The following is a 26,761-nucleotide window of genomic DNA, read 5'->3' on the forward strand; positions in this document are numbered from 1 at the left end:
TGTCAATCAAGATCGAATTAAATGCTCCTTCATTTCTTGGCATGCTTTGACGTCAATGCAGTATTCTGCGGTCGGCCTTGCCATCAGTCGTTGGACCCCAATAGGTTCGCCAGTTTCAAGGCAATACCCATAGGTGCCTAAACGAATGCGCTCAAGGGAGAGTTGAATTTTAGGCAGTAGTTTTTGCTCTCTATCTACAATGCGCATAAGGAGTTCACATTGTTCCTCCCAAGATGCTCTATCGTTAAAGTCTGGTAAATCTGGCTGGTTGAGCATTTCTTCTTTGGCTTCTTTTATTCGTGCTCGGGTTGTATCGTGTAACTCAATGAGTAGGTCTTTAAAAAATGCCAATTGCTCGTCATTCATATAGTCTGATTCTGGAGCATTAATAATTTTTTCTTCAATCGCGGAGGTCATAATTGATATACCACTAGTTTTGCTTGTTTGTTATGTTATAACATATTTTGGTGGTTTCACCATTGGAATTGCTTCAGGCTTTTATGTTTAAGGGTACGACCAGCAAGATTAATTCATTAATGCAATGAATTCTCATTTACATTTGTGTATATTGATGTGTTATATCGTATCAAAATTAAGTTTTAACGAGATAGGTGAACCTCACATGATCAAAACGGAAGTCGTAATCGTTGGCGCGGGTCCTGCGGGACTCGGGTGTGCAGCTTTATTAAAGCAAATGGGCATTGAGGATGAAGAACTCATTGTGCTTGAGCGAGGCGAAGTGGGGGAGAGCTTTTTAAGATGGCCAGAAAGCATGCGCTTTATTACCCCTTCCTTTCCTTGTAATGGCTATCACCAAACAGATTTAAACGCCATCACCCCAGATACTTCACCTGCTTTTAATGCGGGTAAAGAACACCTGAGCGGCAAAGAGTATGCAAAGTATTTAAATATGGTGGTTAACCATTACAAAATCCCAGTGACGACACAAACTGAGCTATTAGAAGTATCATCAATAGGGCCAAATGACGGGTTTTATTTGCAAACGAGCGACTCTGAGATCCAATGCAAATTTTTAATATGGGCAGGAGGTGAGTTTCAATCACCCAGTATGAATGCGTTTAGTGGCGCAGAGCTCTGTCAGCACAATACCCATATCCGTGATTGGCAATCATTAGAACAAGGCCATTATGTGGTCATTGGCGGCTATGAGAGTGGTGTAGATGCCACGTTTAATTTGGCAAAATCAGCAAATAAAGTCACGCTGCTCGATTGTAAGTCAAATGACACTGATACCTACGACCCTAGCCAAGTTTTATCTCCATATACCATGGAGCGCATGAAGTCGATTGCAGACAATAAGGACATTGACTACGACGGCGAGTTTGAAGTCAGTTCAGTGTACAAAGAAGGCAATGAGTATGTTGTGCAATCTACTGATGGCAACGAGGTGCGTACGCCATTTCCACCGATTAATTGCACTGGCTTTGAGATGGACCTTGGCCCTGTGTCTGATTTGTTTGTCTACCAAGATAACGGTTATCCGTGGGTCAGTGCATTTGACGAGTCGACTAAACGCAGAAATTTATTCTTAGCAGGGCCGAGACTCTATCATGACCCAACTCTGCTTTGTTTCATCTATAAGTTTAGAGGCCGTTTTGCCGCGCCATGTAGGGTTATTGGTTCAGAGCTAGAGCTTGATATGTCAGTGATGAAGCACTACCGCCAAGCGGGTATGGTGCTTGAAGATATGGACTGTTGCAAGCAGCAGGAGTGCTTCTGCTAATGACGCAGTTTATTGATGTACAGACTTTTTACCCAGAGCAAAAGCAAAAAAACAATTGGTTATTGATTGGTAAAGAGAGCGTGGGGAAAACCGCGTTCACGGAAAACTTGATAGGTAAAAAGTCAGGTAAAAGCAACTTCCAAGGTAGTTCGTTATTTTGTAAAGAATACACTTGGAATGGCCAAACAATCACAGACACGCCTGGCATACAAACCAGTATGGATAGTGTTGTGACCTCTCAAGTCTTGAGCCGATTAAAAACCAGTGAGCATATTATTTTGACGCTAAAGGCGTCTGATTTAAAAAGTGACTTATCTGATTTGTGGCATTTGGCGAAAGGCCAAACAGGTATTGTTATCTTAACTTATTGGGATTTGGTAAAAGACAAGGTAGGCGTTAAGGAGGAGCTGGCGAGACTTCGAGAAAGCACTAATCTGGCTTGGGTGACAGTGGATAACCGCCATATTTCAGATGCGCAACTTATGGAAATAGAGCAGGCGTTAGCGCGTCCATCTCGTTTTCCAAAAAGTGCGCCGAAGCTGTCAGCCAATTGGTCAGTAAAGCCCAAGTTATTGTTTTTCGAAAAAACAGGACTTGCCCCGCTCTTATCTTTTTTATTATTGGTGCTGCCCGCTTGGCTGGCGGTGACCAATGCAAATACATTTGCCGATTGGCTGTATCCAACGATTGAGCAGCCGGTCGACTTAATTAAATCAAAGCTCTCTCATTTGCCTGAGCCATTTAATCATATGCTGGTGGGTGATTATGGCTTGGTCTCTATGTTGCCGTTTTTAATCTTGTACGCATTGCCAACGGTGGTTATTTTTTCGATTATTATCTCTTTGTATAAAACCACAGGGCTGATAGATAGACTGTCTTATCGTTTAGATCCAGTTATGCACAAACTCGGATTAAGTGGTCGTGATTTGGTGCGTGTGATCATGGGATTTGGCTGCAATGTACCTGCGATAATTCAAACTCGTAATTGTTCTTGCTGCACTCGTGGCAGCTGTGTATCGGCGATATCGTTTGGCTCTGCTTGCTCATATCAATTGCCAGCCACTGTTGCGGTGTTCTCCGCAGCGGGTAAGCCCTATTTAACCTTGCCATATTTGATCATTTTGGCTGTTACAACCTGTATTTATTTGATTGCGACAACCTCTGCGGCGCAACGAAAAGCGGCTGCCTCTCATAACTTACTTAATCGAGGCTTTTTACAACCGCCTAATTGGCGTTTTGCATTTAATGAAATGACCGATGTACTCAAGTCATTTTTCATGACGGCATTTCCGCTTTTCGTGGGGATCTGCTTAGCGGCTGGTTTTTTAGCATGGCTTGGCTTTTTCGATGCATTAATTGGTGTGATAGCGCCACTGATGAGTGTGGTTAATTTACCAGAGAGCGCAGCAATTGCGGTGATCTTAGGAGCCATTCGTAAAGATGGTTTGGCGATTGGGTTGATTGATAGTAGTACGCAAGGGCTAAAAATCGCTGAAATTACAGACGTTCAATTGTTATGTGCCGTGTATTTGGCGGGGGTGATGTTGCCTTGTATTGTATCGCTGCTCACCATTATTCGGGAAATGCAGTGGCGCTTTGCATCTAAAATGGTGCTAAGACAAGTTGCGTGGGCAGTTATGTTTACCATGTCTCTGTCTTGGGGGATAGGTTGGGTTTTAAGTTGATTGAGTATAATTTTGCTCCTTCGTTTGATTATGCAGCAAGTGGTGTAACCATTAATGGAGTAGCCGCGTATGGCTACTCTGCTGTGGGTGAGCTCGGTGTGCTTATTTATAACCGGCATGTGAATACTGTTAGCTTGTACAAATTAGATAATAGAGGCGTTTAAACGGTCAAATAGATGTGCTCGTCAATACTGACTTTAGTCATTGGCTGAATTTATTACATAATAATGAGGCGTGGTTGCTTGGAGATACAGAGTTGGTATTACAAGCTGAGCAAACAGAGCAAGTAAAGCGTAAACAGCTACAGGAACTTGTACTTACACACACAAAAGTACAGGCCAATGGTGCATTACTGAGCTGTCAGCTGAATCAATTTCCAGCACAGCTTACTCAACTTCACAAAGGGCACCACCGCCGCGCTTATTTCAGACTTGGCTGCGCATCGCCCCATAAGCAATTAAGTGTAGTCTCTTTGGTACTGCCAAAGTCGCTTGGCCGTGTGTATACCAGCTTAGTGCAACTAAAACAGCAGCTGATTGGCGAAGGGAAAAAAGCAGAATTTAAATTATAAGGTGTAAAGAATTGCGGGGGCGAATAGCGCTTTATTGCTCAGGCCGTTAGGTGTGTCGAGTCGTCAGAAGAGTTTTATAGTGGATAAAATATGTAAATATTCATAAGAGTAAGCGCATCTGTGATGGCTTACTCTTTAAGAGAAAAGTTATTTATCTCTCTAACTATTGCTGTATTGGTTTATGCCAAACAGCTCAATTGCTTTGGCTCTAGGTGGAGTGCTAGGAGAACTTCAATGAACTCCGCCATAGATACATTCGCATGTGCTAAGGCTTAACAGTTCCACTATTAAATCTTACTAATTGGAAATTCTAATGTTTGCTTTCTTTCTGGTAAATCAGGAGCTTGAGGTTTCAGTCCTCCATAAATATATTTTAATGTCTTTATATTCAATGTTTTCATTATTCAATTCCTTTCTTTAAAGCGCTTTGCTACAAGAGCTAGGTGTTACATTACTTTTGGCGTTTAGTATTTGGTAAGTGAATAGACGTTGGTCTATACGGTAACTTCGGCGCATTAGCGCTCCCCCCCACAATGACCATCAAAAGTTCTTCAGTTAGTTGCTTCATAGCATTTTCCTTGTTTCATACAACTTAATTACTTGATATTGAGGAGGCAATTCTTTTGGTGAGAGTTACCAGCAGTATTACTTTTCAATGTAGCTTGATTTTTTCGTGGCAAGTCTGGTGACTTTGCATAGCTACCATAAATAGAGTTTAGTATTTTTTCATTTAGAACTATCATATCTCGAGTCCATCGATTCAGTTCACATTTAAAATGAATCCGTTTCTAGTTAATTTTTAAGAGTTACTCGCAGGTTTATTATTGGTTAGCTTAATTGCTTGTGCTCTGTGTGGTAAACCTGGTGAGCTACCGTTCATTCCACCTAAAATTGATTTTAATTCATTAGTATTCAGTATTTTCATAATTCAGCTCCTTCGACTTTGCAGTACTGGCATAAGTTAAAAAGCACCCACAAAGAATTACCTGGATTAATAGAATTATATTGTCTCTTAAATAAAGCTTAAAAAAGGCGTTATCAATTAAATAGTATTTATATGCCAATACCTCAAGCCATGTGATAGCGTTCACAATAATCGACAATGCGACTACAATCGCAATAGTGCACTCTTGTGTGGATAGCGTTTGTTTTTGGTAAACGTACAGGTAAAACTTAGTTCCTGTCTTTTGGTATAGCATTAATGCTAGGCTTCTACGATAAAATATTGGTATGAAAAAGGCAAGATTCACTAAAGACTCAAAAATATAGTAATGAGTGTTCCATTGGATGGTCAGATGCATTGTTAATAAACTAGTAGTGACAACAACTACATATGAGATCAGAAACCATCTCGCAGTCGCAACTTTCCAGCTAAGTAATAAACCGATAAAAACAACTAGTGGAAATATATGGTCTAAAATATTGTAAATATTATCCATAACTACTACTCCTTTTCTTCTTTTTGCTTTTCCTCAGCTATTACTGAAGATTTAAAATCAAAAATACCACTCAAATCCTTACCAAATATAAGAAACAACTCAAACAGTTGAGTGCATGTCATATCAGTTTTGCCAGACTCATAGTTACTAATTGATGCTTGGTCGACACCGAGCTTTTTCCCTAATTGTTCTTGTGTCCATTTTCTTTCTTTGCGCAGCTGCCGCATTGAGCGTTGGACATACGCTCTAAAGTTTTCTGTCTTGATCCTTCTTGTGCTACTCACCACCACACCCTTGTACCTCCTCCTTAATCGATTGTCGTAAATTATCAGTTGGTATTCTTGTTTGCAACTAAAACTTAACAAAAACCCTTTTAAATTAGCACTTTATAAAAGTATTTATAAAAAATTTAGGGGGGGTAAGTATCAATAGTGAAGTAAATATGCTCTATTTTTGAGTCAAGAATTCCACACATCACAGCTGAATGAGATGTTGAGAAATGAGGGTATTGCCAAGTGTAATTCAATGAATTAGTACATCGTTATTCGCTAAGCACGAGCCACATATTTTTATTAATAAGGTCAGCAAAGGAGTGCCTTCGCTATTAGTGTAGGTTAACTTTATTTTTGTTTACTCTCGTTTGCATTTAAATCGAATCGTTTAAATTGGTAGTTTTGAATTTATATCTATGATTATCAATAAAAATATAAGATATTCAAAGTTAAAGTTCTTCTCATAATAAAGATTTTTATTGTGAATTGTGCAACTGTATGGTTGTTTATTACGTTAATTGGCTGGTTGTCATTCAAAGTAATAAATATGGGAGAGCTGTGTAGATGCTAAATGATGAGATTAAGATAGATACACCAGGTTGGTTTAAAATTTTGCATTTGAGTGCCATGTGCATTATCTCTATTTTACTCGCCACCGCTTTGTATATGGGGATCTTGAGTGATCTTAAGCTTACTTTTACTGAAGCACTTAAGGCACTTTTTTACTCATATCTGGTGTTTACTGTGTTTATGAACATAAAATGCTTAAAGTACTACAACGCACATTTTGTTATAAAAAATAATAAAATTAGTTTTTATAACAAAGGAGCGGTTACCCAGTATGGTCCGCAGGAACTGGAGTTTGAACAGAACGTGATGTCCGGTGTGTATAAGGTACAAACAGCAAAAGGGCAGGTGCTGTCTATCATGCATAGTTGGTTACCAGGTAGTCAGATATTGGTGTCAGCGATTGGGCAAAGTCGATAAACCTCGTTTTTAATTTAACTTGTCAGTCATGGTGTGCGATACGGGTTTTTAATGTGCTGACAAAACCCCGTGAAACCGGAATGTCTTCATCTGTGCCTGCAAGTCGAACGAAATGTTTGCGCGCTTGATATTTAAGTTCTACGAGCCGTGTGGCATTGATGATGTAACTTCGGTGCAGTCGATAAAATTGCGAGTTTGGTAGCTGCGCTTCAAACCCATCTAGGGTTTTTTCTGAGATGATGGTGTCTGTGTTGTGTATGTGTGTGCCCGACTGAGTTAAATGCACTCGACGATAGCGGCCAATGCTTTCAATATAATTGATATGGCTCAATTCAATGATTTTTTGCTCTGCATGCTCGCTGAGGATAAGGCGTTCTGTGGATATATGCGTATGATAGTGTGCATGTTGATTAAGCATTTTATTGATACTTCTTATGATGAGCTCTGGCCTTGCAGGTTTGACTAAATAGTCAATGGCCTTGGTATCAAAGGCTTTGAGGGCATAGTGTTCGTATGCGGTCATAAAAATCAGCTGATAGTTTATATCTTGGGTCGCTTTGGCAACATCAAAGCCATTTAATTCAGGCATTTCAATATCCAGAAAGACGATATCAGGGCGTTTAATCATGATTTGCTCTATGGCGGATTTACCATCTGATGCTTCGCCAATCATTGTGAGGTCATCAAAACCCTCGATCACATCCTTTAAATTTTGTCTTGCAGCGGGCTCGTCGTCGACAATGATCACGGTTTTTGTATTCATAGTTGCTCAATGTAATGCTGGTATTTGAATAAACGCACTGGTGCCTTCATGACTGGATTGTAACGCAAATGTGGCTTGGTCTTGATAGTGTAATTTGAGGGTTTCAGTTGTGATCCTCAGTCCTTCACCTTGTGCAACTTGGCTGTCATCAAATTGAGCACCGGTATCTTGCACTTCAATCTGTAGATTAGAATGCTTTTTTTCAATAATGATACTGATGTGGCCCGCCTTAGCGTAGGGCGCAATGCCATATTTCACCGCGTTTTCGACAATCGGTAATAAAAGCAAAGAGGGGACAGGCAGTTGTTCTAACTCGCTGTGACAATCTATATCAAAGGTAAGCCTATCGGCAAAGCGTTTTTGTTGCAAAACTAGATACAATTCAGCCAGTTTTAGCTCATGTTCAAGGGGAATAAATTGCTGTTTTGCCTGCTGCATGGCTTCTCGCAATAGGTCACTCAAATCGTAAATTAGCGCTTTGGCTTTTTGTGGGTGATGTGCTACTTCGCTGGCAATGAGGTTCAGAGTATTAAATAAAAAATGCGGGTTAGATTGCATTTTCAGTATCTGTAGTTCTGCTTTTTGTGCCTGTAATTGTGATTGAAAGTGATATGTTTGCTGTTTAAACATGAGCATCACCGCAATGTAAACCAAGGTTTCAAGTAACATAATGACAATAGGTAAAAAAGTCACTTGAGGGGCAGCGCTGTTGATGGGCAAGTTCACAATAGGGCCAATCAGCGCATAGAATACAATGATGACAAACGGTCTAAATAGCCAAACATTATGGCGCAGATTTACAGTAAAAAGCCGCGCTAAAACAGGTTCTAAAATATTAAATAAAAGATAACCTGCGCAAAACCCGCTCCAAACCTTGAATGTGGCCTGTGCAAATAAGTGGAGTGTGAAGGCATCAAGGGCAAGTAGTACACACGATAGCAGCAAGATATTGAACCAAGGCCAAATGAGTAAAAATATCCAAGCTTGTGTTTTTCTTTTGTTATACAGCCCAATTTGACTCGGTGGCATATCGAATTTATTCACTTAGTATTCCAGCAGTTCTCGATATATTGCATAGTACAAGCAAACTCGATTTGATGATATGCCGCGAAAACACCATTGATACAGACTTTTACACCATCCGCACACAACTGACTACGCGACAGTTTTTTACGGTGATATTCCTATGCCTGACACGACAAGCAATTGCCTGCAAAGGCATAAGGAAAAACAAACATGATTTATAGTATTCAAGAAAAACAGTTTAAGTTGAAGCACTCTGCGGCAGCTTTGCAAAAAGTACTTGGGGTGTGCTTGCTAAGTGGCTTATTAGTGGCATGCAGTGATAACGATGATGAAGTTATCACAATTGGAGAAACCGCCGCTCAAACACCCGTTGAGACGAGACCTGCCACAGGCCCATTAAGTGAAGCGTGTTTAGAGGTAGAGATTAATACGTTGACTACAGACAAAGGCGTGGAGTTTATTAGAACACCAGATACCTGTTTTGATGGCTTACCCGGCTATGACTTTTCAGCTAACTATCTAGAGCTAGAAGGGTTGAGATTACATTATGTTGACGAAGGGCCAAAAGATGGGGAAGTTGTATTGATGCTTCATGGTCAGCCGAGTTGGTCATATCTATATCGTAAAATGATCCCTATTTTAGCGGATGCAGGTTATCGGGTGATTGCTTTAGATAATATGGGAATGGGTAAGTCGGACAAACCATTAAATACGGCAGTACATCGATATGAGCATCATGTGGCTTGGACTAAGGCATTTATTGAACAGTTACAGCTCTCAGATATCAATTTGTTTGTGCAAGACTGGGGCAGCCTTATCGGGCTGAGAATAGCGGGTAATATGTCTGAGCGCTTTGCCAGAATTGTGGTCGCTAATGGCGATATGCCAATTACCCCAACAGGCAGTAACCCTTATCAGTTGCCCAGCTTTGAGATTGATGAATCAATCACTGCAGATGCCAGTACGTTTTTTGATTCTCGCTCGCGTGATCGTGTTGAAGGGTTTCAGCAGTGGATCAATTATGCAGCTAGTGTGCCTGAGTTAATGGCGGGTGATGTGGTTCAAAAGCTCTCTGCAATTGAGTTAAGCGATGCGGAAGTCACAGCATATAACGCGCCGTATCCAAATGTGCAATACAAAGCGGCAATTCGCGCATTTCCGTCCATGCTATCAGGTATTGAGATGCAAACGTTACCTGCTTGGCAAACATTAGGGGCTTATCATAATCCATTTATGTTTAACGCTGGTGAATATGATACGGGGCTTGGGAGCGAATCTAACCAACAAAAATGGGTTAACCATGTTCCGGGGGCTGATGGCGCTGAACATCGCCGTTTTCCTGCCGGGCATTTTATTCAAGATGATGTGGGGGAAGACTTGGCGCTGCATTTTTTAGCGTTTATGCAATCCACCAAAGTGCAAGAGCCGCTTGTCACAGGTGGGCCAAGCTACAACATGCGCTACTGTGAAATTTTATTGCCTTATCAGCAAGATGACAAAGTCGTTGCGCAAGTGTGGGGTACCCCAGGGGTTGATATGTGCCGTCAAGCACCGTGGGATGCCATTGATTTTGATGCAGTTGCACAGCAATACGATGCGCTGAGTGCAATACCAAATGGTCCGCGCTTTTTTGTGGTGGATGAAAGCCGAGGTGGTGACACAATTACACTGGATACAGATACTGAATTTCGTCAATTTGGCGACATCAAAATGCGCCTGCTAACCACAGCTGATATAAGCGCTGCAGGTGGTGAGCAAGCACCATATGTTGCTGGTGAAGTAGCTAGAAGTAATACTTGGCATTTTTATGAAGGTAGACGGGTTTATGAAATTACCGATAATACTGGCCAAGTTTATGTAATGCAGTCGTTTAGCCGTATTTCGGATGCGTCATTGCAAATGGATGACTTAATGAATTTAGGAGAGCGACTAAATTTGCCTGAGGGCTGGCACTATTCAAGTCGTATACTGACTGAGCCATTGAACGTCACAGCTGTTAACGGTACAGCGTATGTACTGCAAGATGAATTGGGCAATAGCTACCAGTTGGTACAGTAATAGCCCTAGTTACCTCGCCACTGCGCGAGGTGACGAACATGAGTCGATTATGACTTTTTTTGTTTTCTAAAAAGCCGCTTTGTCGCATTCCAGCTTTGCCAGCCGATAAATAAGAGTCCGCCAAATAGAAAAGAATAAATTGCAAATGTAGCTATTTTGACAATAAACACGATAAGTAAAACAATAAATAGTGTTATACCAATAAGGAGTTTTGGAGATCTGGCAAGGTATTTAGCTAGTAAAAGAGGTAAAAACAGCTTTAAAAATCGCTCTGTTTTATGAGCCTTCATAGTTTGACATCCTTGAAATCTGATTAAATAATAAAGCGCATCCTAAAGTATCAGTTTAATGAAGGTTAGACAAATTTGAATTGAATCTAAATGAATTCGTAAAGGTTTATAATATTTTATTTTATTGCATTATTAACAATCTCCATTTAAAGTTCTGCTCTTTTACAAGCCTATTTAAATTAAGAATAAATGCTATAGGCAAGTTTGGATGAGTAAAGATGTATAAAGCGGTATTATTGTTTAAGTTATTATTCATGTCATTTTTTACGCACTCAGCTGCAATTGAGCTATCAACTGGGGTGGGTACACAATATGGCGGGATAGGTGGTCAGCAGTTGGCTATTCGTTTAGATGAAAGCAAGTATTTTGTAGCAATTGGCTTTTTGGGGGCATCTGCAGGCGCACAATATCAAATTTCTGATAACTCACGTCATACCATGGGCGTTAATTTCGGTAGGTTATTGGGTATTTTGCGTGATGACACCGATTATGTTGCATTAACCTATAACTATCATTTGACAGGGTTTCATAATTCAGGTTTTGAAATAGGCACTGGCCTAGGTGTATACCATAGGGACGAATCCACTTTCTTATCAAATATAGAGATTGAAGAAAGCACGACTGAGCCGACATTGATTTTCAATATTGGCTATAAATTTTGAGTGTTAGCTGCTTAGGTAACATAGCTTAATTGCTTCGTAATTCTGTTGTATTGTGCTTTTAAAGTATACTGTTATTGATCACGATGCCCATTTAGGCATCGTGTTGCCGTCTGTGTATTACTGGCTAAAAGCGCTAGTATGCTTAGTTGAGAAAGGCAGGATCTCTTTATCTGAAAAATGCACTTTGTAACACGGGTGAGTACTCCATAAGCCATTTGTTTTACGAGTTTCATAGTCAACACTAAAAGCGACTATCTTTTTATCTGCGCTCTGTAATTGAGACGCAATATCACAATATCGAACATAGATATCGCGCAAGGCTTCAAAGAATTTACCGCTGGTGATCGGCTTTTCAGATATGATTTCATGATTTTGTTGAGTCAATTGTTCTATCGCATCTTCAACATTGCATTGCCCAACATTTGCCATATTAGCAGGTTTGGATTTTCCCATGTGAAGCTCCTTTTTGCCTCATAGTATTTTACACTTAGTTTACATCTCAAAAGCCCGTATGTTCAAGGCATCAAGTGTGAAATATGAGTAGGTATTGATCTTGAACAGAGTTATCTTTGCTCCTCTATTGCTTATCATTATGGGAATGCATTCACTCTATTTTACTTTTTTGGAATGGATTGATAGCGTAAAATATCGTTTGCGGGGCGAGTTATTTACTGCTGACTTAGGTATCACTAAATAGCTTAAAACGAGTATGTCATTTAGCTGACACACTCGCATTGCAGCTCAATTAGCACAGACAAGACCAACCGATTCTGCAACTCGCTTCATCAGACTCATGACAACATTGTGAGTTGTTCGTTGCACATCTTACAGTTTGCTGGCAGCCATAGGCTTGTGTGAAGTGTGCACCTGCGACTTGAGGCGTGACTCCATTTTCTAAGCCTTTATCATTTGAAAGTGCTTTTAAACTTTTTTTTTGTATTTTTAATTTCATTGGAATTTCCTTTTGATGATTTAATAATGCCTTTGAATTTTTATAGATTGGCATATTTTAGATACGCATCTAATGCGTTCTATATGTTTTATATAATACAAAAATGGTGAATACAATTTTTTCAGGTGTATCTTACAGCTTAGGTTTGAATAGTATTATTAATGGGTAGAATTTAAAAATTAAGTAAATTATTTATTTTAGTAAATAAGCTCGCGACAGGCTCGATCTACCAATCAATGCGCTCCTATGCACTAAGCTTGAATTTAAAGCAGCAAAATAAGGCACTTTTGTTTGTGTTGCTTTGCATGTATGTTTACTCAATAACAGAACTAATGCGCCTTAGAGTGTTTAAATATCATGCCAGAACCTTTCAAAAATGTATTTGACTTAGACCTAGTGCACAACATGGCACGTCACTTTCAACGTATTTACCCTGACTTTTCTTATGATGCGTTTATAAAAGAGATTAGTCTTGACTTTGATAGCCTTGAGTTTAAGCAGCGCAGTAACCGAATTTGTGAAGCCTTGGAGGTGTATCTACCGCAAGATTTTGAACAAGCAGCACGTATTATTGAGCTGTCGTTGGGAGATCAAATCGAAGGGCAATGGAGCTCTGCGGTAAGCGATAAAAATGGTATTTCTGGTTGGGCAGTTTTGCCTATGGCTGACTATGTGGCTAAAAGGGGCAGGGCAGATTTTAAGCGCTCTATGCATTTACTAAAAGCACTGACAAAACGAAATACAGCTGAATTTGCGATAAGATACTTTTTGGATGCAGAGCCTGAGCGTACTTTAGAAGTGATGAAGACATGGGCACTGGACGATAATATTGACGTAAGAAGGCTTGCAAGCGAAGGGTGTCGCCCAAGGCTCCCTTGGGGCTTACGCTTAAAAAAGTTTGTTCATGATCCAGAGCCCGTCATTGAGTTGCTGTCATTGCTCAAAGATGATCCCAGTGAATATGTAAGGCGTTCTGTTGCAAATAACTTGAATGACATCGCGAAGGATCACCCTGATAGAGTATGTGAAGTGGCCATTGAGTGGTTGCAAAATGCAAGTTATGAGCGAACTGCATTGATAAAGCATGGCTGTCGAACATTGGTTAAAAATGGTCATGTTGGTACTTTAGAGGCGCTAGGTTATAGCGTAGCTCAGTTATCTAATGTAAAACTGAGTACCTCTGCACCCAAACTTAAATTTGGTTCTTACATCGAATTGATGGCAAACATTGACAGTGACGATAATAAAACGCAACCACTCATGATTGATTATATTGTGCACCATCAAAAAGCCAATGGCTCGACATCACCAAAAGTGTTTAAATGGAAAACGCTAGAGTTAGCGCCTAAAAGCCAAATTTCGCTTAAAAAGCGTCATACAATTAAGCCCATCACGACTCGCGTTTATTACCCTGGTGTACACAAAGTTGAATTACAGATAAATGGTAAAGTGGTTGCCGATACTCAGTTTGAGCTAGAGATGTAAATCTGCAGCTTATGAAAATACCAGCGTGTGACCAGCTGATGGCATACATAACGGAATATTTTGTTTAGGGGAATAGTTACGAAGTTAGCGGCATCGATTGTTTTTGCATTGGCTAGCGTGTTTTTATGCTCTGAGTGCAATGAATTATTTTGAAGAGTGTTATTTGTATCGCGCTGTCAATTTTGCCTAATATGATAAAATTTCAATATTATAAATAACTTATAAAACAGTTACCTAAAAAGTTAGATACATAATCGAAACATTTTAAGCTTGCATTGTGTACATTAATTGAACACAGTCTTGTTTGGATAAGCGGTGTACTCACTGCGTATCCACATAAAAACAATCTAACTTAACAACAGGACTTATTATGAAGCTGAACAAAGTAAACTTAAAACAATTAAGCAGCACTAAAAATTTAAACGATAAGCAAACACGCCAAATTGGCGGTGGTGCATCAGCGTATAGTCGAGACTTTGGTGCTTGCCATACTGCCCCTGTATTTTGCCCAACAGCGCAAATTTGCTAATTGAGCTGAGCCCAGTTTCACTGGGCTATATTTTACTATTCAATTGACTTGAACCATCGTACACTCTCACGCACCACTTTGTAAAAACAGCATTTTTTCTCCCAGATGAGTGAAAATTTAAGTAGTTATTGAGATGAATTCACTTTTTGAACTGTTTGGCTTAACCCTGAGTGCAAACATAATCTTATCTTTTCTTCCGGCCTTGTTAGCGATTTGTGCTGTGACCTTTGCGATGCAACGTACAGCACTCGTTTTGGCCTTTATTTCGCTTCTGTGCGCTTATAATTTTGGCGTCGTTGAGACATATGGCGCGATTGGAGTGCTAAGTTTGTTTTTAATGTGCTTTGGGTTTAACTACTGTAAACAACCGGGAGTTCGTTGGCTCCTTGGCATAGGCATATTTGTCGTTTCTATCTTATTTTTTATTCATGCATTCCCCGGGTTTAATAACCCATTAGTGATTGAATCCTATTTGGTCAGCGAAAACGCAGTGCCATTTTCTAAACATTTAAACTTTGACAAACTCATGGCGGCTATTGCGCTAATGTCGCTTGTGGTACCACGTATGCGCGCTAGCAATAACAAAGATATGAGTCAGGTTTTGGCAGTATCAACCGTGGTAATTTTGTGTGGATTAGCGGGTGGTGTTGTGTCTGGCTTAGTTGAGTGGGGCCCAAAACTGAGCCCCATATTAATAGGCTGGGTAGTCACTAACTTATTTATCACGTGTTATGCAGAAGAAGCGTTTTTTAGAGGGTTTATACAAACCCAAATGCACAAGGCCTTTCAAAATCAAAGATATCAGCAAGCGCTTACTATAGTGTGCTCAGGTGCTTTATTCGGTATTGTGCATTTTCCAGCAGGGGTTGCATATACCTTAATCGCGACGCTGTTGGGCGTCGGTTGTGCTTATGGCTATCAAAAAACCAATAATATTCTAGTGCCTATTTATATTCACTTTGTGTTTAATCTCATGCACTTTTGCTTGTTTACTTATCCGTTTTTAGCTTGATGTAAGTTGCCCTATACCATTTTGATAATTGGGCACTCACATTTTGGTGTGTCATTTATAGATGCTTTAGCGCTGGTAAATAACAATGGTTTTTTTCTGGCCGTTGATAACTTGCTCATCAAAAAACATCTTGCTACTACCCTGCGTAGCTAGCATCAGTGGATGCAGGCTGATGTCGTCTTGCTCTAATGAAAACTCTACTCGACAACTATCACTGCGACATTCTTGGGCACTGATCTGTACGGAATCATCAAACGTGCCACGCAAGACGGTTTCGACGTCTTCAAGAGCTGAGGTCATTTGCGCATCCCAAGCAGGATCATGGCCTTGGCTGTAAAACGAGTTTTCTGCTTGCACAAAGTCCTGTCGCGCATTGCTATCTGAGATTGCAGCTTGAAGCTGTGCCTGTGTAATAGGTCGAGCTAATGGCTGAGTAGATGGCATGGCTTGAGGTTCAATTAGGTTTAACCTGCTTTCTAACTCAGTGAGTCGATTATTCATATTGTTTAAGGTATTGAGTAATGCGTTTTGTGTTTCAATTAGTGAATCTATATCACCGCGTGTCGAAGCTTGGCTATTAATATTGTTTGTAAGTGTTTGCTCACTGTTTAAGTCTGACTCTAATTTATGTTCTGCGTTATTTTTTCTAACACTGTGTGATGCGCTTGATTGACTATCTATTTTTAAATAGCTAATGGTGAAAAAAGCTGTGATGATTGCCGTGAAAAAAATACTGACAATTATTTTCATTGTGAGCTTACCTTAAACGTTTTTATTAGATGGTTATTATTAAGGTTAAATTTTTAAAGCGAACAGAATATAAAGCTCGCTTAAGAGTGAGTGCACCTTTGAGTACACTCACACTGTATATACAATAAGCTTAGTTTTTAATGCTTAGAATGTACCTGGCTCAAGTCCTTTCGGGTAAAGTTGATACATATATAGCTCATCGCCGCGGCTTAAACGACAAGCAAATCCATAATACCCATTGGTGTTTGAACGAGTTGATCTCACGTATAAAGTACGTTTACCCGTTTGACTTGAAAAGTCTGTGTCTGAAAACCTCACATTACCAAACAGGTCATAAGCCGTTAAACTGCAGGCTGTAGTACCATTAAAACTCGGTATTTGGCTATTTGTGCTACCAAAGCTGAGGCCTACTTCTTTATCTAAAATAAATGCTTCTACACCGGGTGTTGGTGTGTTAGTTGGTAATACGCAAGAGATAATAGTTAGGTCAGAGGTCGCTCTAAGTCCGCCTGAACCATTTGAAATCCCGCCGCTTCCAGCCGTTTCTGTGGTGCCTACTAGGGTGTTACAGGCAGAGTTTGCAGCGAATACATCAACTGCCGCAAAAGATGGAGTGGCAAGTACAGCTAATCCTGAGAGTGATAGTGCTTTTAGTAAATTGCTCTTTATTTTTATCATTTTTAATATCCTTGTTTTATTTTAATTACCAATGAACTATAGATTTCGATTGGCAAACCTTTTTACGACAGTTGCATTTATGTGGATCATATGTTGCTTAAATAAATTTAAAGTTTAGTTGTGTGTTATATAATGTGGGTGGTATTAATTTATTTATATTTTTATGATTTATATGAGGGGGAGAGGCCTTAATTCGGATAATTAAGGCTCTTGATAAGTGAGCATTTACTGTAGCTTTTTATTCAGTTTTAAAAGCAATTAATAATGAAGCTTTAAACCCATCAGCTGTAGTTTCAAGCTTTAAGTCTCCTTGGTGCGCAGCGACAATGGCATTTACCAATGTTAAGCCAAGTCCAAGCCCATCATTATTGTTGGCATTTGAGCCTCTTACAAATCGGCTTGTCAAATTATCAAGCTCCTTCTGCTCTATAGGCCCGCAAGCATTTTGGATTGAAATCATCAATTTGTGGTCTTTGATAATTGTTGAAATCGTAATATCAGACTCATCAGGTGCATACTTGATTGCATTATCTAAAAGATTCAGCACGGCTTGGAAAATTAAGTTTTTGTCTACAAAGGCCTTTATCTGTTTGAGGTTCATCTGCAAGTTTTGCTGCTTTAAATCGGCCAGTGGCGACAACAAATCAACAGAATCCGTGATAATTTCTTCTATATTAGATAGCTCTTTTATTAGTCGTGCATTGCCTGATTCTAAGCGCGAGATCCGCAGTATGGAGTTAAATACTTCGGTCGCGTTGTCAGCACTACTTTTTAAAGTGATATATTCGTCATGAGGAATATTTAATGCTTCTATCTGATGTGCGAGTTGGGTCAAAGGGGTTTTTAGCTCATGTGCTAGGGTGTTGGACATATTAGTTATGTCGCTGACTTTTGCTTCAATGGTTGCAAAAGTCTGATTCAATTGCTTTGCAAGACGATTAAACTCGTTGTTGTCCTCGTTGACCGGTATCCTTTTGGATAAATCTCCTGTTTTGCTAATGGACTCGGAGATAAGGCTGATATTGTTTATTTTTTTATAGATTTTTCGTGCTATGTACAGTGTCGACAACAAAAAAGCACATATGATAACTAGCGTTATTAATAGGCTAAGTGCTAAGTAATTATTTGCTTGATCTGCGACTTCAGTTGCTTTATTTGCGGGCTTAAAAAGCTTTTCTTCTACCACGACATAATTACCAAGCTCTAAATAGACGAGAGTCAGCTTCTTACCTGCGGACGGGTTAATATTGAATGTGACATATAACTTGTCTGAACTTATGAGTTCTGCGGCTTTACTCACCTCTTGTTGTAACCAAACAGACGATGAAAAGCATTTTAACTTATTGAGCGTTAAAAACTTAACACTAATCCATTTGGGGTTTTGATCGAGATATTGCTTCAACGCAAAAGGACCGTCTTTAATATATAGTTTGCGCAACTTACAGTAAGGACAATCGGGGGCCAACATACTGCGAATATTTTCTTTCTGCTGTGATTCAATTTCTTTATAAATCGGAAAAAGCATCACGAGTGTTACAACGCAGATACCGGCATAAATTAAAGCAAGTCTACCGATATAACTACTCATGATTAATTTTTTCCAATGTGTAGCCAACACCTCGTAATGTTTTGATCACACACTTTGTGCTTACTGATTCTATTTTCTTCCTGAGGTTGCTTATGTGCACGTCAATTATGTTGGTATTCGTATCAAAGTTATAGCCCCATACTTTTTCCATCAACATGGTGCGTGAGAAAGCTCTATTAGGTTGACGAATAATAACTTCTAATAAACCAAATTCTTTATTTTTTAATTCGATAATCGAGTCATTAGCGCTTACTTCGCGAGTGATGAGGTTTAGTGTTATGTCTTGAAACTGAATTGTAGATGTGTCGTTTGTCTGCGAAGTTTTATGGCGGCTCGCTAAGATATTTACTCTGGCTTCTAGCTCGCTGAATGCAAATGGCTTAACCAAATAATCGTCTGCACCTGAGGTTAGGCCTGTTACCCGCTCATCCACATCCGACAGGGCTGATAAAATGATAATTGGGACTGAGTTATTGGTTGCTCTAAGCCCCTTAATAATCGCAATACCATCGAGTTCTGGCAGCATTCTGTCGACAATACACACATCATACGGGTGTTCTATTGCGAGTGTAAATCCGGTTCTCCCGTTATCTACCCATTCAACATGGTGGCCTGCTTCTTTAAACCCTTTGGATATATATTGTGCTATTTGTTTATCGTCTTCAATTAATAAAATATTCATGCTATATATTTTTATATATTTTCTAGATTTAAGTTAAATGGTGATTAAAACCATGAGCCCATTATTATTTAAGCATAAACCTTAATCATTATTTATTTCTTGAGTTTGAGCTTTGAGTTGCTTCTCAATGTTTACTTTTTGATTTATATAATGGGCTATATTAGGATCTTTATTCGCTTTAGCAATATCTAAACCTTTTGAATTTTGCTTTTTTGCGGCCTTATATAAACTGGCGGCTAGATAGCTTTCGCTGAGTTTATAGTATGCATAGGCTGATTTAGGTTGCTGTTGTACCCATAGCTGTCCTAGTTCAATCGCTTCATCAAAGCGACCTTCTTTTCGCAACATTCTCGTTACTGAGCGCAGGCTGTTGGCGTTTCTTGTGAGGTTGGAATACGGCTTTACTTCGAAGCCAACATAATCACTTAGGGTTTTATAATGGCGCATTAATTGCTGCGTAACAGTGCCATTCTGCGGGTTTTCACGCATGTTATTAAGTATGCTGCTTGAGTCGAACTTTGCTCGAGGGAAAACTAAATCAAGCGCGGATAGCAGCCCAGTTACAGCCATAGGGTAATGACCATAGTTTTCTATGTGTTCAGCTTTTACTTTAAAGTTTTTAAATGGTTTTAGGGCGTTAGTTAATTTCTCTACATTTTTTTGTTGGGCGGGTTGTTTGTCAGCCTCTCGCATTGATGATGCAACGTATAAAATGCCCTTATGTTCAGGTTTTTTACTTAATGTTTCCACCAAACTATCTATCAAGGTTTGTTCAGGTGTATATCCCATGCCAATGACATCTGTTGCCGCAAACAGAAAATGCGCATTAAATAATTCGGGTTCGGAGATCAAGCTGTGCATGGCAAAGCTTGCTGTGGGCGACATACCTATTAACGCTTTAAAAGAATTGGTTCTATAGTGTTTGTCAATAAATGGTATCAGTTCGTTTTGTAGAAAATTAAGGTAATCATCTGCGCCGTTTTTATCAGACCAGAATGCCTTAGCTTTTGGATCATCAGACCAGCCACTTTGATTGTTGTACAATTGTGGTGTTATACCTTTGGCATAGTGTTGGTCAATGGAAACAACGATTGCTTCTGGCATTGAAGCAGTTTGGCTAAGGTGCTTAACTACACCTCCCACCAACTCAGAAAGTGTCCAGCCGTCTAGGGTATATATCACTGGATAGCGGATATTATCAGCCCCTAGATCATAATCTTTAGGCAAATAAACATCGACCCTTTGGCGGTTCTCTAATACCTCAGATAAAAAATGAAACTTAATCGCTCCGTTAGTGCAGTCTTCGCAATATTCAATGCGATCGGTGTGGTTACTCCCTTCCACGTCAGTTGGAAATGCCAGTGCAAGTGTTACAAGAGAGATACTTAAAAAATGTATTAGATAGGCCATAATATTTATTATTTTTAGTCTACTTAAACTTCATAATAATTATCAAAAATTAAATTATCCAGCTTTAAACATTAAACTTATTTAATGATTCTTTGGGAGGGTTTTATGTAATGTGAATCGCTTTATTTTTGTCATCAGAATTTCAGGCGTTTTAAAATCTTAATATGTAGTGGGTTAGCCCAAATTGCCGTCAATACCAACGTTGAGTATAGTGAATTTAATTAGTTATAGGGTTAATTACCCACTTTTAAGGGGGTAGAGTAGGTTGTTTTCTGATTAAATAAAAAGGTAATGGTGATTTAGTAGCGATAACCTGTCTTAGCCACAATCAAAGCCATTACTTAATTTTATGAGCTACATAGATAATTTATACTCAGTTGTACATTAGGTCTTAATTCCTTGAACTTAGCGATACTGTCGCACTGAGATAAATCAGACATATCATGTTGGTATAAAAATAGGTTTGTTAAGCTTTTCATTTGTAATAAGGGGTCAATGTTTAGTGCACCATTTGAAGTGAGTGCTAGATTTTCTACTTTATCCATTGTTGAAAAGAAGGATAAATCTTCAGACTCATTAATTGATAAACTAACCCAATTAAGATTAGCGGCTTGATTAATAAGTGCGATGTTCTCTAAGTCAGAATTTTCGATGGATATTAGTTGTAAGTTAGGTAAGGGTGCAAATGCTCCATAGGTTAATGGTGTATCTGTAGAGCTTGAAACTCGCTGTAGGACAATATGATTTAAATTAGAAAGAGCAACTGGGAAGTTAAAGTGAGTTGGGTCAAAAGAACCAGAAGAGAAATTTAGCCTCTCTAAGTTTTCAAGTTGTTGTAACTTTGAAAGCGGAAAGTTATTAACTAATACAAGGCGCAGCTCTTTCAGGGTGCTCAGTGAACCGATAATCTCAGCTCTATTATCATTTTCGGAAATGGTAAAATTTCGTAAGTTTAAATACTCAAGCTGTTTAAATGTCTTTAGTACATCGAGTGGGCTTTCCTGCACGCGGTCCCAGCGAAAAGACTTTAATTTAGATAATGAATATAAATGTTGGTAACTGGCTTCAAGTTCTGCTTTTATCAGAGGGTCGTCGTTTATAAACCTTGAAGTGAGGGAGAGCTTTTCCAGCTCGGTTAAGTGTTGTATACCATTAAAATCACTGATTGGTGTGCCAGTCAAATAAAGAGATTTAAGGCTGGGCATATTTTCAAGGAAAGAAAGTTTACCGATGTAATCCACAAAGGCGAAATCTAGTCTAGATAAATTCAAGTGCTGTAGCTTATGAAGACTCTCTAGTGCAGAAAAATCAGTTACTTTTCTTTGGTATATTTTACCGCCTTCTGCACCTGAGCTGGGCGCGCCTTGTATGCTAAGCGACTCTAAATTTGTGAGTGTAGAGATAGGGTCTAAGTCTTCAAAAAGCATTGGCCAGATATGTAAACTTTTAAGTGACTCCATGCCTCTTAAAGGTTCAATCGATTGAATATCGTTACCAAAGTCAATATGCAGAACTTCTAGATATTTCAAAGTAGAGAGTGGCGATAAATCAGAGAGTTGCTCGGTATCATAGTCCCAATAGCCCCCCGTTATTTGGAGCTCTTTTAAATTAGGTAACTTATCCAAACCACTGATATTATTCACAATGGTTGATTTATTATCAAAGTCACAATTCAAAACCTCAATGTCTTCTAGCGTCTTCCAGCCGGATTCTTTGGCTGTTCTTTCTATACAATATTTTAAGTGCTCTGAAACGACTTCTTTAGGAGCGACTAATGTTGCGTCTTCTGAGGCGCTTCCGCTGTTATCAATATTATCAGTTTGGCTGTTATTCGCGGAATCTGTCTGAGTGTTCGAATTGGCTGTAGTACTTGTTGGCTGCGTATTAGCAAGTGTACTTGTTGGCTGCGTATTAGCAAGTGTACTTGTTGGTGAGTCTTGAGATGAACTGCTGCCACCTCCACACGATGCGACCATCCCGGTAGCGCAAAGCGCCAAGAGTATATTTTTTAGTTTCATTATTTTTTCACTTATTTCAGCTTTCCAAATTGCTGATTTTTAATGTTGAGTTTTGTAAATTTGAATTGTGTAAATAATGGGAGCATAGTAATGTTTGTTTACAAAATGTCAATTATTTATATTTATTGAGTAGATAGAACTTATTTTGATAGCTAACGTGTGATTATTGAGCTTTTCTTTGTTTTTATGTTAGAGATTGGTTTTTAAATTGTGGGTTGTAATGAGTTGCAAAAGATTTTGGCTGGGACAGGCTGGCTGCGCACCTGACCTAAAGTAGCTAACGGCCCTTTATCAGATTGTGTCTTATAGTGGATGGCATAAATGGAGTAACTATACTTGCGCCTATGTTCTTAACAAGTCACAGAGTTTTTGATTTGTCTGTTCAGTGGTAACCGCCGCTAGTTACCTCATAATATAACGCAGCTCAGTTGTGGTGTATGCGAAGTGAATACTCAGAGCTGCGTGAATTAAAAGGTTCGAGCCAATGCTCCTATAGGCTGTTTAGCCCACAGGTGGGCAAGGGCATGTCACTGGACCTGTAGGTAAGCACTCAACACAACGTGTTTTGTCTTTTGTCATAGGGCAGTCCTGCATTGGGTTTGTTGGCGGTAATGAACGTATTCCACCGGCAACCTGAGGTGTTACAGCCTGCAACATATCTTTGTTGTCACTTGATAACTTCTTAATGTTCTTTTTGTTTAAGTATGGTTTCATTTGTCACTCCTTTGTTTGTTTTTTGTAAATCTTGATTTAACGTACCACTACAGGTACATTGAGTCAATTAGTTTACTAATTGTGAGGTTTGCCAGTGTGTATTAGTGTGGTTATCCCATTTTTGAATGAAGGCGATAATGTCAAGAAGACGCTAGAAAGCATCAAAGCAACTATTACGAACGACATAGAAATCATACTGATAAATGATGCCAGTGATGATGGTTATGATTATGAAAAGCATGCAAAGACATTTGAAGCTGAATATATACGTAACTCTTTCAGGATCGGTGTAGCGGCTTGTCGTGAATTAGGTATTAAAATTGCCTCATACGACAATATTGTATTACTAGATGCACACATGCAGTTTTATGATTCTGGCTGGGACAGCCAGGTTGCACACCTGATCCAAAGTGAGCCCAGAACACTATTTTGTAGTAAGTCGTTACATCTTAATACTGACTGGGAAAAGGTTGAAGCAGCACCACTGGGGTGTGGCGTTTATATTCCAGTTAAAGAGCCGAAGGATTTCCAGCACATAAATTGGTTACTGGAACCAACATCAGATCTTACTATTCCGTGTATTTATGGTGCGTTCTATTGTTTTTGCAGAACATTTTATGAAGAAATTGGCGGTCTAGTTGGACTGCTGGAGTGGGGAGGTGATGAGCAGTTTTTGAGTGCCAAGGCGTTTATGGCTGGGGGACGATGTGCGTTGATCCCTGATCTGGCGGTTGGCCACGTATATCGTGAATCCTGTCCTTATGAATTCACTCCTGCGTTGAACTTGTACAATCAATTATATATTGCCGCTGTTTTGCAACCGGAAGCTCAGGCACAACAACATATTGACGCTATTTTGGCAGGCTCAGTATTAGAGGCAGGAAATGATTGTGTCATGCAGATGCTATCGCAATCAGCGTCTGAAATAGCGCAGCACAGAGATTACTATCTTAAACACCTTAATACTCGCTCATTTGATGATTTTTTAGCATTTAACCGCGAATTTGTGGATCTTTAGTAAATAAATACTAGACCGAAGCATCATCTGCCAGCCCTGTTCTCGGGCGAGCTTAACTCGTTGCTTGAAATGAGAAGTTCTGCTCCGTCAAATGAATACATGACATAGGGTAGCATAAGTACATCGTACCATATCAATGATGCGGCTTACGCTTCTCTGGTATTATAAATTAATATAGCATGACGAATAATTATCCCTGACACTGAGTAAAACTATATCCTATAACAACTTATAGATAAATATATGAATCAGTCTATCTGCAATGGCCTCAGATGACTTCTTACTTTTGAAAAAAGCCCACTTTATTTTAAAGTGAGCTCATTGCTTGATTTACTGCTCTGTTACTATACACACTTTATATCCTGTAAAAATTGGAATAGTGACTGTGTTGCAAACGTCTCCGTCTGTGTAGTCTATATAGCAAGTATATTTAGAATCTACCGGTTTACCTCTGCCACCACCGACGCGAGGTGTTAGATCTGCAGGAAATGCATTACTGTCAGAAGAAAGGGATTTTAAGTTCTTTTTGTTTAGATTTAATTTCATATCTATTTCCTTTACGTTGTTAATCTAGTATTTAAGTTACGATAAATTAAAATAATTAACAATGGTTTTCATTATAAAAAATTAATTTTTTAAATGTTAATTAAATAAGGTGTCTGTTTTTTAATACAGGAATCTAGGGTTGTTATAGAAAATAATATTTAACTAGTGTTGGGGTGATTAAAGGTTGGTTAATGCTTTTTTTATTATAAATGCGATGTTAGTTGATGTCTTAGATGTATTTTGGAATATAGGTTTTATTCACATTAAGATGAAAAGGCAGCGATGGCTGCCTGTATAATAGAACACTAAAAATATTGCATATCAATGTGTTATTTAGTTTCTACTTTCAAAGCTAAATCATCCAGTAGAACGGTCGTATCTTGCTGATTTTTATTATAAATAAACTTTAAATTCACCAACTTGATCGCTCTGGCCTCGTCTAATGGTAAATGGACATCAAACGGTGTCACGGAATTACCGTTACCCGATAAAGTTACTCGCGAATAAGTGTAGGGATACTGACCGTCACGTTGATAAGTGACATGTGCTTCTGCAATTACAGATTCAGTGTCAAAACCGGTCAACATTTGCAACAGCCCACTAAAATTTAAACTCTTCAAATGGGTATTTTCAGGAAATACATAAGTATGGTAGTAAGGGCTGTATACACTAAAATTGGTAAATTGGACTTGGACACTTTGCTCTCCACGAATTGGAGATTGATTTGTTAAGTGGGCAACGCCGCTACTATTTGATGGAAATATAAATAAATTTTCGTGCTCGAAATCGCCGTGAGGAATTAAATTAGGACGCTCTGTGTGAACGACGTGAAGGGCAAGGTCGTCAAGAAGTACAGACATGTCTTGGCTGTTTTGATAATGCATAAACTTTAAATGTACCAACTTTATCTTTCTGGTTTCATCTAAGGGTAAGTTCACATGAAAAGGCGTGACTGCATTGCCAGAGAGTGTCACTCGTTCATAAGTATAAGGGTACTTGCCGTCCCTATGATAGGTGACATGTGCCTCAGCAACGACTGATTCAGTGTCAAAGCCAGCAGTAATTTGTAATAGCCCGCTAAAGTGTAAACTAGAAAGCTGCGTGTTTTCTGGGAAAGTATACGTGTGGTGGTAAGGGCTATATACGTTAGGGTCAGTAAAGTGCACTTCTGCGCTTTGTTCGCCGACGATAGGAGACTGTCTTGTTATACCCGCGGTGCTATTACTATTTGAAGGGAATTTGAATAAGTTTTCTCTTTCAAAATCGCCATGCGGGATCAGGTTATTAGTCCCTTTTGGAATAACATGAAGCGCCAAATCATCAAGCAATACGGTCAGATCTTGCTGATTTCGATTGTGCATAAACTTTAAATACACATGCTTTATCTTTCGGGTTTCATCCAATGGGAGATTAACTTTGAATGATGTGTTTGAGTTATGACCTGGTGAGAGTGTTACTCGCTCATAAGTATACGGGTATATCCCATCGCTATGATAAGTCAAATGCGCTTCGGCAATAATGGACTCTGTATTAAATCCTGACACCATTTTTATTAAGCCACTGAAGTGTAAGCTTGAAAGTTGAGTATTTTCAGGGAAAACATACCTGTGAAAGTAAGGACTATAGGTATCAAAGTCCGTAAAATTAACTTCTACACTTCGCTTTCCGCTGATCGGAGATTGATCTGTTAAATAGGCAATGCTGCTGCTATTAGATGGAAACTTAAATAAGTTTTCATTTTCAAAGTCACCATGTTGAATTAAATTACCCAGCGTTTGGGACGTAAATGTATCGCTACTACTTTCACTTGCATATGAAATGCAAGTGAAAACAGCAAAGAGCATAGTTAGAAACCTAGCTAAAATCATTTGCAACTTTCCTT

The 26,761-nt window shown here is 39.1% G+C and carries 29 protein-coding genes; 11 read left to right on the forward strand and 18 right to left on the reverse strand.

Features of this window, described 5'->3' with window-relative positions:
• Nucleotides 1–6 precede the first annotated feature (6 nt).
• Nucleotides 7–417, reverse strand: a complete 411-nt coding sequence (locus tag AC2CZC_RS13265) for a TraR/DksA family transcriptional regulator (protein WP_284022417.1) — start codon at nucleotides 415–417, stop codon at nucleotides 7–9.
• Between the two features lie 205 nt (nucleotides 418–622).
• On the opposite strand from AC2CZC_RS13265, the gene AC2CZC_RS13270 reads away from it, so the two are divergent.
• Genes AC2CZC_RS13270 through AC2CZC_RS13285 form a run of 4 tightly spaced genes read left to right on the forward strand, consistent with a single transcriptional unit; the run spans nucleotide 623 to nucleotide 4,000 of the window.
• Nucleotides 623–1,744: an NAD(P)/FAD-dependent oxidoreductase gene (locus AC2CZC_RS13270; RefSeq protein WP_484582128.1), complete on the forward strand. Its 1,122-nt coding sequence runs from the start codon at nucleotides 623–625 to the stop codon at nucleotides 1,742–1,744.
• Nucleotides 1,744–3,429, forward strand: a complete 1,686-nt coding sequence (locus AC2CZC_RS13275; protein ID WP_484582129.1) for a nucleoside recognition domain-containing protein — start codon at nucleotides 1,744–1,746, stop codon at nucleotides 3,427–3,429. Before AC2CZC_RS13270 ends, AC2CZC_RS13275 begins: the two co-directional genes overlap by 1 nt.
• Complete coding sequence (locus AC2CZC_RS13280; RefSeq protein WP_484582130.1) at nucleotides 3,426–3,593, forward strand: hypothetical protein; 168 nt, start codon at nucleotides 3,426–3,428, stop codon at nucleotides 3,591–3,593. Before AC2CZC_RS13275 ends, AC2CZC_RS13280 begins: the two co-directional genes overlap by 4 nt.
• Nucleotides 3,594–3,607: 14 nt before the next feature.
• On the forward strand, nucleotides 3,608–4,000 hold the full coding sequence (locus tag AC2CZC_RS13285; protein ID WP_484582131.1) for a hypothetical protein: 393 nt from the start codon (nucleotides 3,608–3,610) through the stop codon (nucleotides 3,998–4,000).
• 799 nt (nucleotides 4,001–4,799) lie between these two features.
• Here AC2CZC_RS13285 and AC2CZC_RS13290 read toward each other — a convergent pair.
• The 3 genes from AC2CZC_RS13290 to AC2CZC_RS13300 are packed head-to-tail and all read right to left on the reverse strand — an operon-like array spanning nucleotide 4,800 to nucleotide 5,723.
• Complete coding sequence (locus AC2CZC_RS13290) at nucleotides 4,800–4,925, reverse strand: bacteriocin (protein ID WP_484582132.1); 126 nt, start codon at nucleotides 4,923–4,925, stop codon at nucleotides 4,800–4,802.
• Nucleotides 4,906–5,439, reverse strand: coding sequence for a hypothetical protein (locus AC2CZC_RS13295; protein ID WP_237138226.1), 534 nt, complete (start codon nucleotides 5,437–5,439; stop codon nucleotides 4,906–4,908). The genes AC2CZC_RS13290 and AC2CZC_RS13295 overlap by 20 nt, the downstream gene beginning before the upstream one ends.
• A gap of 5 nt (nucleotides 5,440–5,444) precedes the next feature.
• Nucleotides 5,445–5,723 (reverse strand): helix-turn-helix transcriptional regulator, encoded by a 279-nt coding sequence (locus AC2CZC_RS13300; RefSeq protein WP_237138227.1) that lies wholly within the window; start codon nucleotides 5,721–5,723, stop codon nucleotides 5,445–5,447.
• A 552-nt stretch (nucleotides 5,724–6,275) separates the two neighbouring features.
• Between AC2CZC_RS13300 and AC2CZC_RS13305 the strand changes: the two genes are divergently transcribed.
• Nucleotides 6,276–6,698 (forward strand): hypothetical protein, encoded by a 423-nt coding sequence (locus AC2CZC_RS13305; RefSeq protein WP_484582133.1) that lies wholly within the window; start codon nucleotides 6,276–6,278, stop codon nucleotides 6,696–6,698.
• A 22-nt stretch (nucleotides 6,699–6,720) separates the two neighbouring features.
• Here the strand turns inward: AC2CZC_RS13305 and AC2CZC_RS13310 are convergent, their stop codons facing one another.
• On the reverse strand, nucleotides 6,721–7,461 hold the full coding sequence (locus tag AC2CZC_RS13310) for a LytR/AlgR family response regulator transcription factor (RefSeq protein ID WP_484582134.1): 741 nt from the start codon (nucleotides 7,459–7,461) through the stop codon (nucleotides 6,721–6,723).
• Between the two features lie 6 nt (nucleotides 7,462–7,467).
• Nucleotides 7,468–8,505 (reverse strand): sensor histidine kinase, encoded by a 1,038-nt coding sequence (locus AC2CZC_RS13315; protein WP_484582135.1) that lies wholly within the window; start codon nucleotides 8,503–8,505, stop codon nucleotides 7,468–7,470.
• Nucleotides 8,506–8,697: 192 nt separating this feature from the next.
• On the opposite strand from AC2CZC_RS13315, the gene AC2CZC_RS13320 reads away from it, so the two are divergent.
• Nucleotides 8,698–10,545: a haloalkane dehalogenase gene (locus AC2CZC_RS13320; protein ID WP_484582136.1), complete on the forward strand. Its 1,848-nt coding sequence runs from the start codon at nucleotides 8,698–8,700 to the stop codon at nucleotides 10,543–10,545.
• A gap of 47 nt (nucleotides 10,546–10,592) precedes the next feature.
• On the opposite strand, the gene AC2CZC_RS13325 is transcribed toward AC2CZC_RS13320, so the two are convergent.
• Nucleotides 10,593–10,835, reverse strand: a complete 243-nt coding sequence (locus AC2CZC_RS13325) for a hypothetical protein (protein ID WP_484582137.1) — start codon at nucleotides 10,833–10,835, stop codon at nucleotides 10,593–10,595.
• 218 nt (nucleotides 10,836–11,053) lie between these two features.
• Here AC2CZC_RS13325 and AC2CZC_RS13330 point away from each other — a divergent pair, with 218 nt between their 5' ends.
• Nucleotides 11,054–11,497, forward strand: coding sequence for a hypothetical protein (locus tag AC2CZC_RS13330; protein WP_484582138.1), 444 nt, complete (start codon nucleotides 11,054–11,056; stop codon nucleotides 11,495–11,497).
• A 117-nt stretch (nucleotides 11,498–11,614) separates the two neighbouring features.
• Here the strand turns inward: AC2CZC_RS13330 and AC2CZC_RS13335 are convergent, their stop codons facing one another.
• Complete coding sequence (locus AC2CZC_RS13335) at nucleotides 11,615–11,950, reverse strand: hypothetical protein (RefSeq protein ID WP_484582139.1); 336 nt, start codon at nucleotides 11,948–11,950, stop codon at nucleotides 11,615–11,617.
• Nucleotides 11,951–12,242: 292 nt separating this feature from the next.
• A complete protein-coding gene (locus AC2CZC_RS13340) occupies nucleotides 12,243–12,449 on the reverse strand; it encodes a hypothetical protein (protein ID WP_484582140.1) in 207 nt (68 codons plus the stop codon).
• Nucleotides 12,450–12,806: 357 nt separating this feature from the next.
• On the opposite strand from AC2CZC_RS13340, the gene AC2CZC_RS13345 reads away from it, so the two are divergent.
• From AC2CZC_RS13345 to AC2CZC_RS13355, 3 genes are all read left to right on the forward strand, one after another.
• Complete coding sequence (locus tag AC2CZC_RS13345; RefSeq protein ID WP_484582141.1) at nucleotides 12,807–13,934, forward strand: DNA alkylation repair protein; 1,128 nt, start codon at nucleotides 12,807–12,809, stop codon at nucleotides 13,932–13,934.
• A gap of 370 nt (nucleotides 13,935–14,304) precedes the next feature.
• On the forward strand, nucleotides 14,305–14,463 hold the full coding sequence (locus AC2CZC_RS13350) for a hypothetical protein (protein WP_155731878.1): 159 nt from the start codon (nucleotides 14,305–14,307) through the stop codon (nucleotides 14,461–14,463).
• Between the two features lie 133 nt (nucleotides 14,464–14,596).
• Nucleotides 14,597–15,475, forward strand: coding sequence for a CPBP family intramembrane glutamic endopeptidase (locus AC2CZC_RS13355; RefSeq protein ID WP_484582142.1), 879 nt, complete (start codon nucleotides 14,597–14,599; stop codon nucleotides 15,473–15,475).
• A gap of 66 nt (nucleotides 15,476–15,541) precedes the next feature.
• On the opposite strand, the gene AC2CZC_RS13360 is transcribed toward AC2CZC_RS13355, so the two are convergent.
• From AC2CZC_RS13360 to AC2CZC_RS13390, 7 genes are all read right to left on the reverse strand, one after another.
• Complete coding sequence (locus AC2CZC_RS13360) at nucleotides 15,542–16,225, reverse strand: hypothetical protein (RefSeq protein ID WP_484582143.1); 684 nt, start codon at nucleotides 16,223–16,225, stop codon at nucleotides 15,542–15,544.
• Nucleotides 16,226–16,369: 144 nt separating this feature from the next.
• Entirely contained in the window at nucleotides 16,370–16,903 is a 534-nt protein-coding gene (locus AC2CZC_RS13365) for a hypothetical protein (protein WP_484582144.1), read from the reverse strand.
• Between the two features lie 238 nt (nucleotides 16,904–17,141).
• Complete coding sequence (locus tag AC2CZC_RS13370) at nucleotides 17,142–18,491, reverse strand: sensor histidine kinase (protein ID WP_484582145.1); 1,350 nt, start codon at nucleotides 18,489–18,491, stop codon at nucleotides 17,142–17,144.
• Entirely contained in the window at nucleotides 18,484–19,173 is a 690-nt protein-coding gene (locus tag AC2CZC_RS13375) for a response regulator transcription factor (protein WP_484582146.1), read from the reverse strand. The genes AC2CZC_RS13370 and AC2CZC_RS13375 overlap by 8 nt, the downstream gene beginning before the upstream one ends.
• Before the next feature lie 81 nt (nucleotides 19,174–19,254).
• The gene (locus AC2CZC_RS13380; RefSeq protein ID WP_484582147.1) at nucleotides 19,255–20,583 is read right to left on the reverse strand and encodes an alpha/beta hydrolase-fold protein; all 1,329 of its coding nucleotides are present in this window, start codon (nucleotides 20,581–20,583) and stop codon (nucleotides 19,255–19,257) included.
• Between the two features lie 347 nt (nucleotides 20,584–20,930).
• A complete protein-coding gene (locus AC2CZC_RS13385; protein ID WP_484582148.1) occupies nucleotides 20,931–22,601 on the reverse strand; it encodes a leucine-rich repeat domain-containing protein in 1,671 nt (556 codons plus the stop codon).
• Between the two features lie 501 nt (nucleotides 22,602–23,102).
• Nucleotides 23,103–23,315 carry a hypothetical protein gene (locus AC2CZC_RS13390; RefSeq protein WP_063362110.1) on the reverse strand — a complete coding sequence of 71 codons (213 nt, stop codon included), beginning with the start codon at nucleotides 23,313–23,315 and terminating at the stop codon, nucleotides 23,103–23,105.
• Between the two features lie 94 nt (nucleotides 23,316–23,409).
• Between AC2CZC_RS13390 and AC2CZC_RS13395 the strand changes: the two genes are divergently transcribed.
• Nucleotides 23,410–24,333: a glycosyltransferase gene (locus AC2CZC_RS13395; RefSeq protein ID WP_484582149.1), complete on the forward strand. Its 924-nt coding sequence runs from the start codon at nucleotides 23,410–23,412 to the stop codon at nucleotides 24,331–24,333.
• A gap of 330 nt (nucleotides 24,334–24,663) precedes the next feature.
• Here AC2CZC_RS13395 and AC2CZC_RS13400 read toward each other — a convergent pair whose 3' ends face one another.
• A complete protein-coding gene (locus tag AC2CZC_RS13400) occupies nucleotides 24,664–24,879 on the reverse strand; it encodes a hypothetical protein (protein WP_484582150.1) in 216 nt (71 codons plus the stop codon).
• 329 nt (nucleotides 24,880–25,208) lie between these two features.
• Nucleotides 25,209–26,747, reverse strand: a complete 1,539-nt coding sequence (locus AC2CZC_RS13405; RefSeq protein ID WP_484582151.1) for a hypothetical protein — start codon at nucleotides 26,745–26,747, stop codon at nucleotides 25,209–25,211.
• Nucleotides 26,748–26,761 lie beyond the last annotated feature (14 nt).

Source organism: Pseudoalteromonas sp. MMG033 (genome assembly GCF_057197785.1).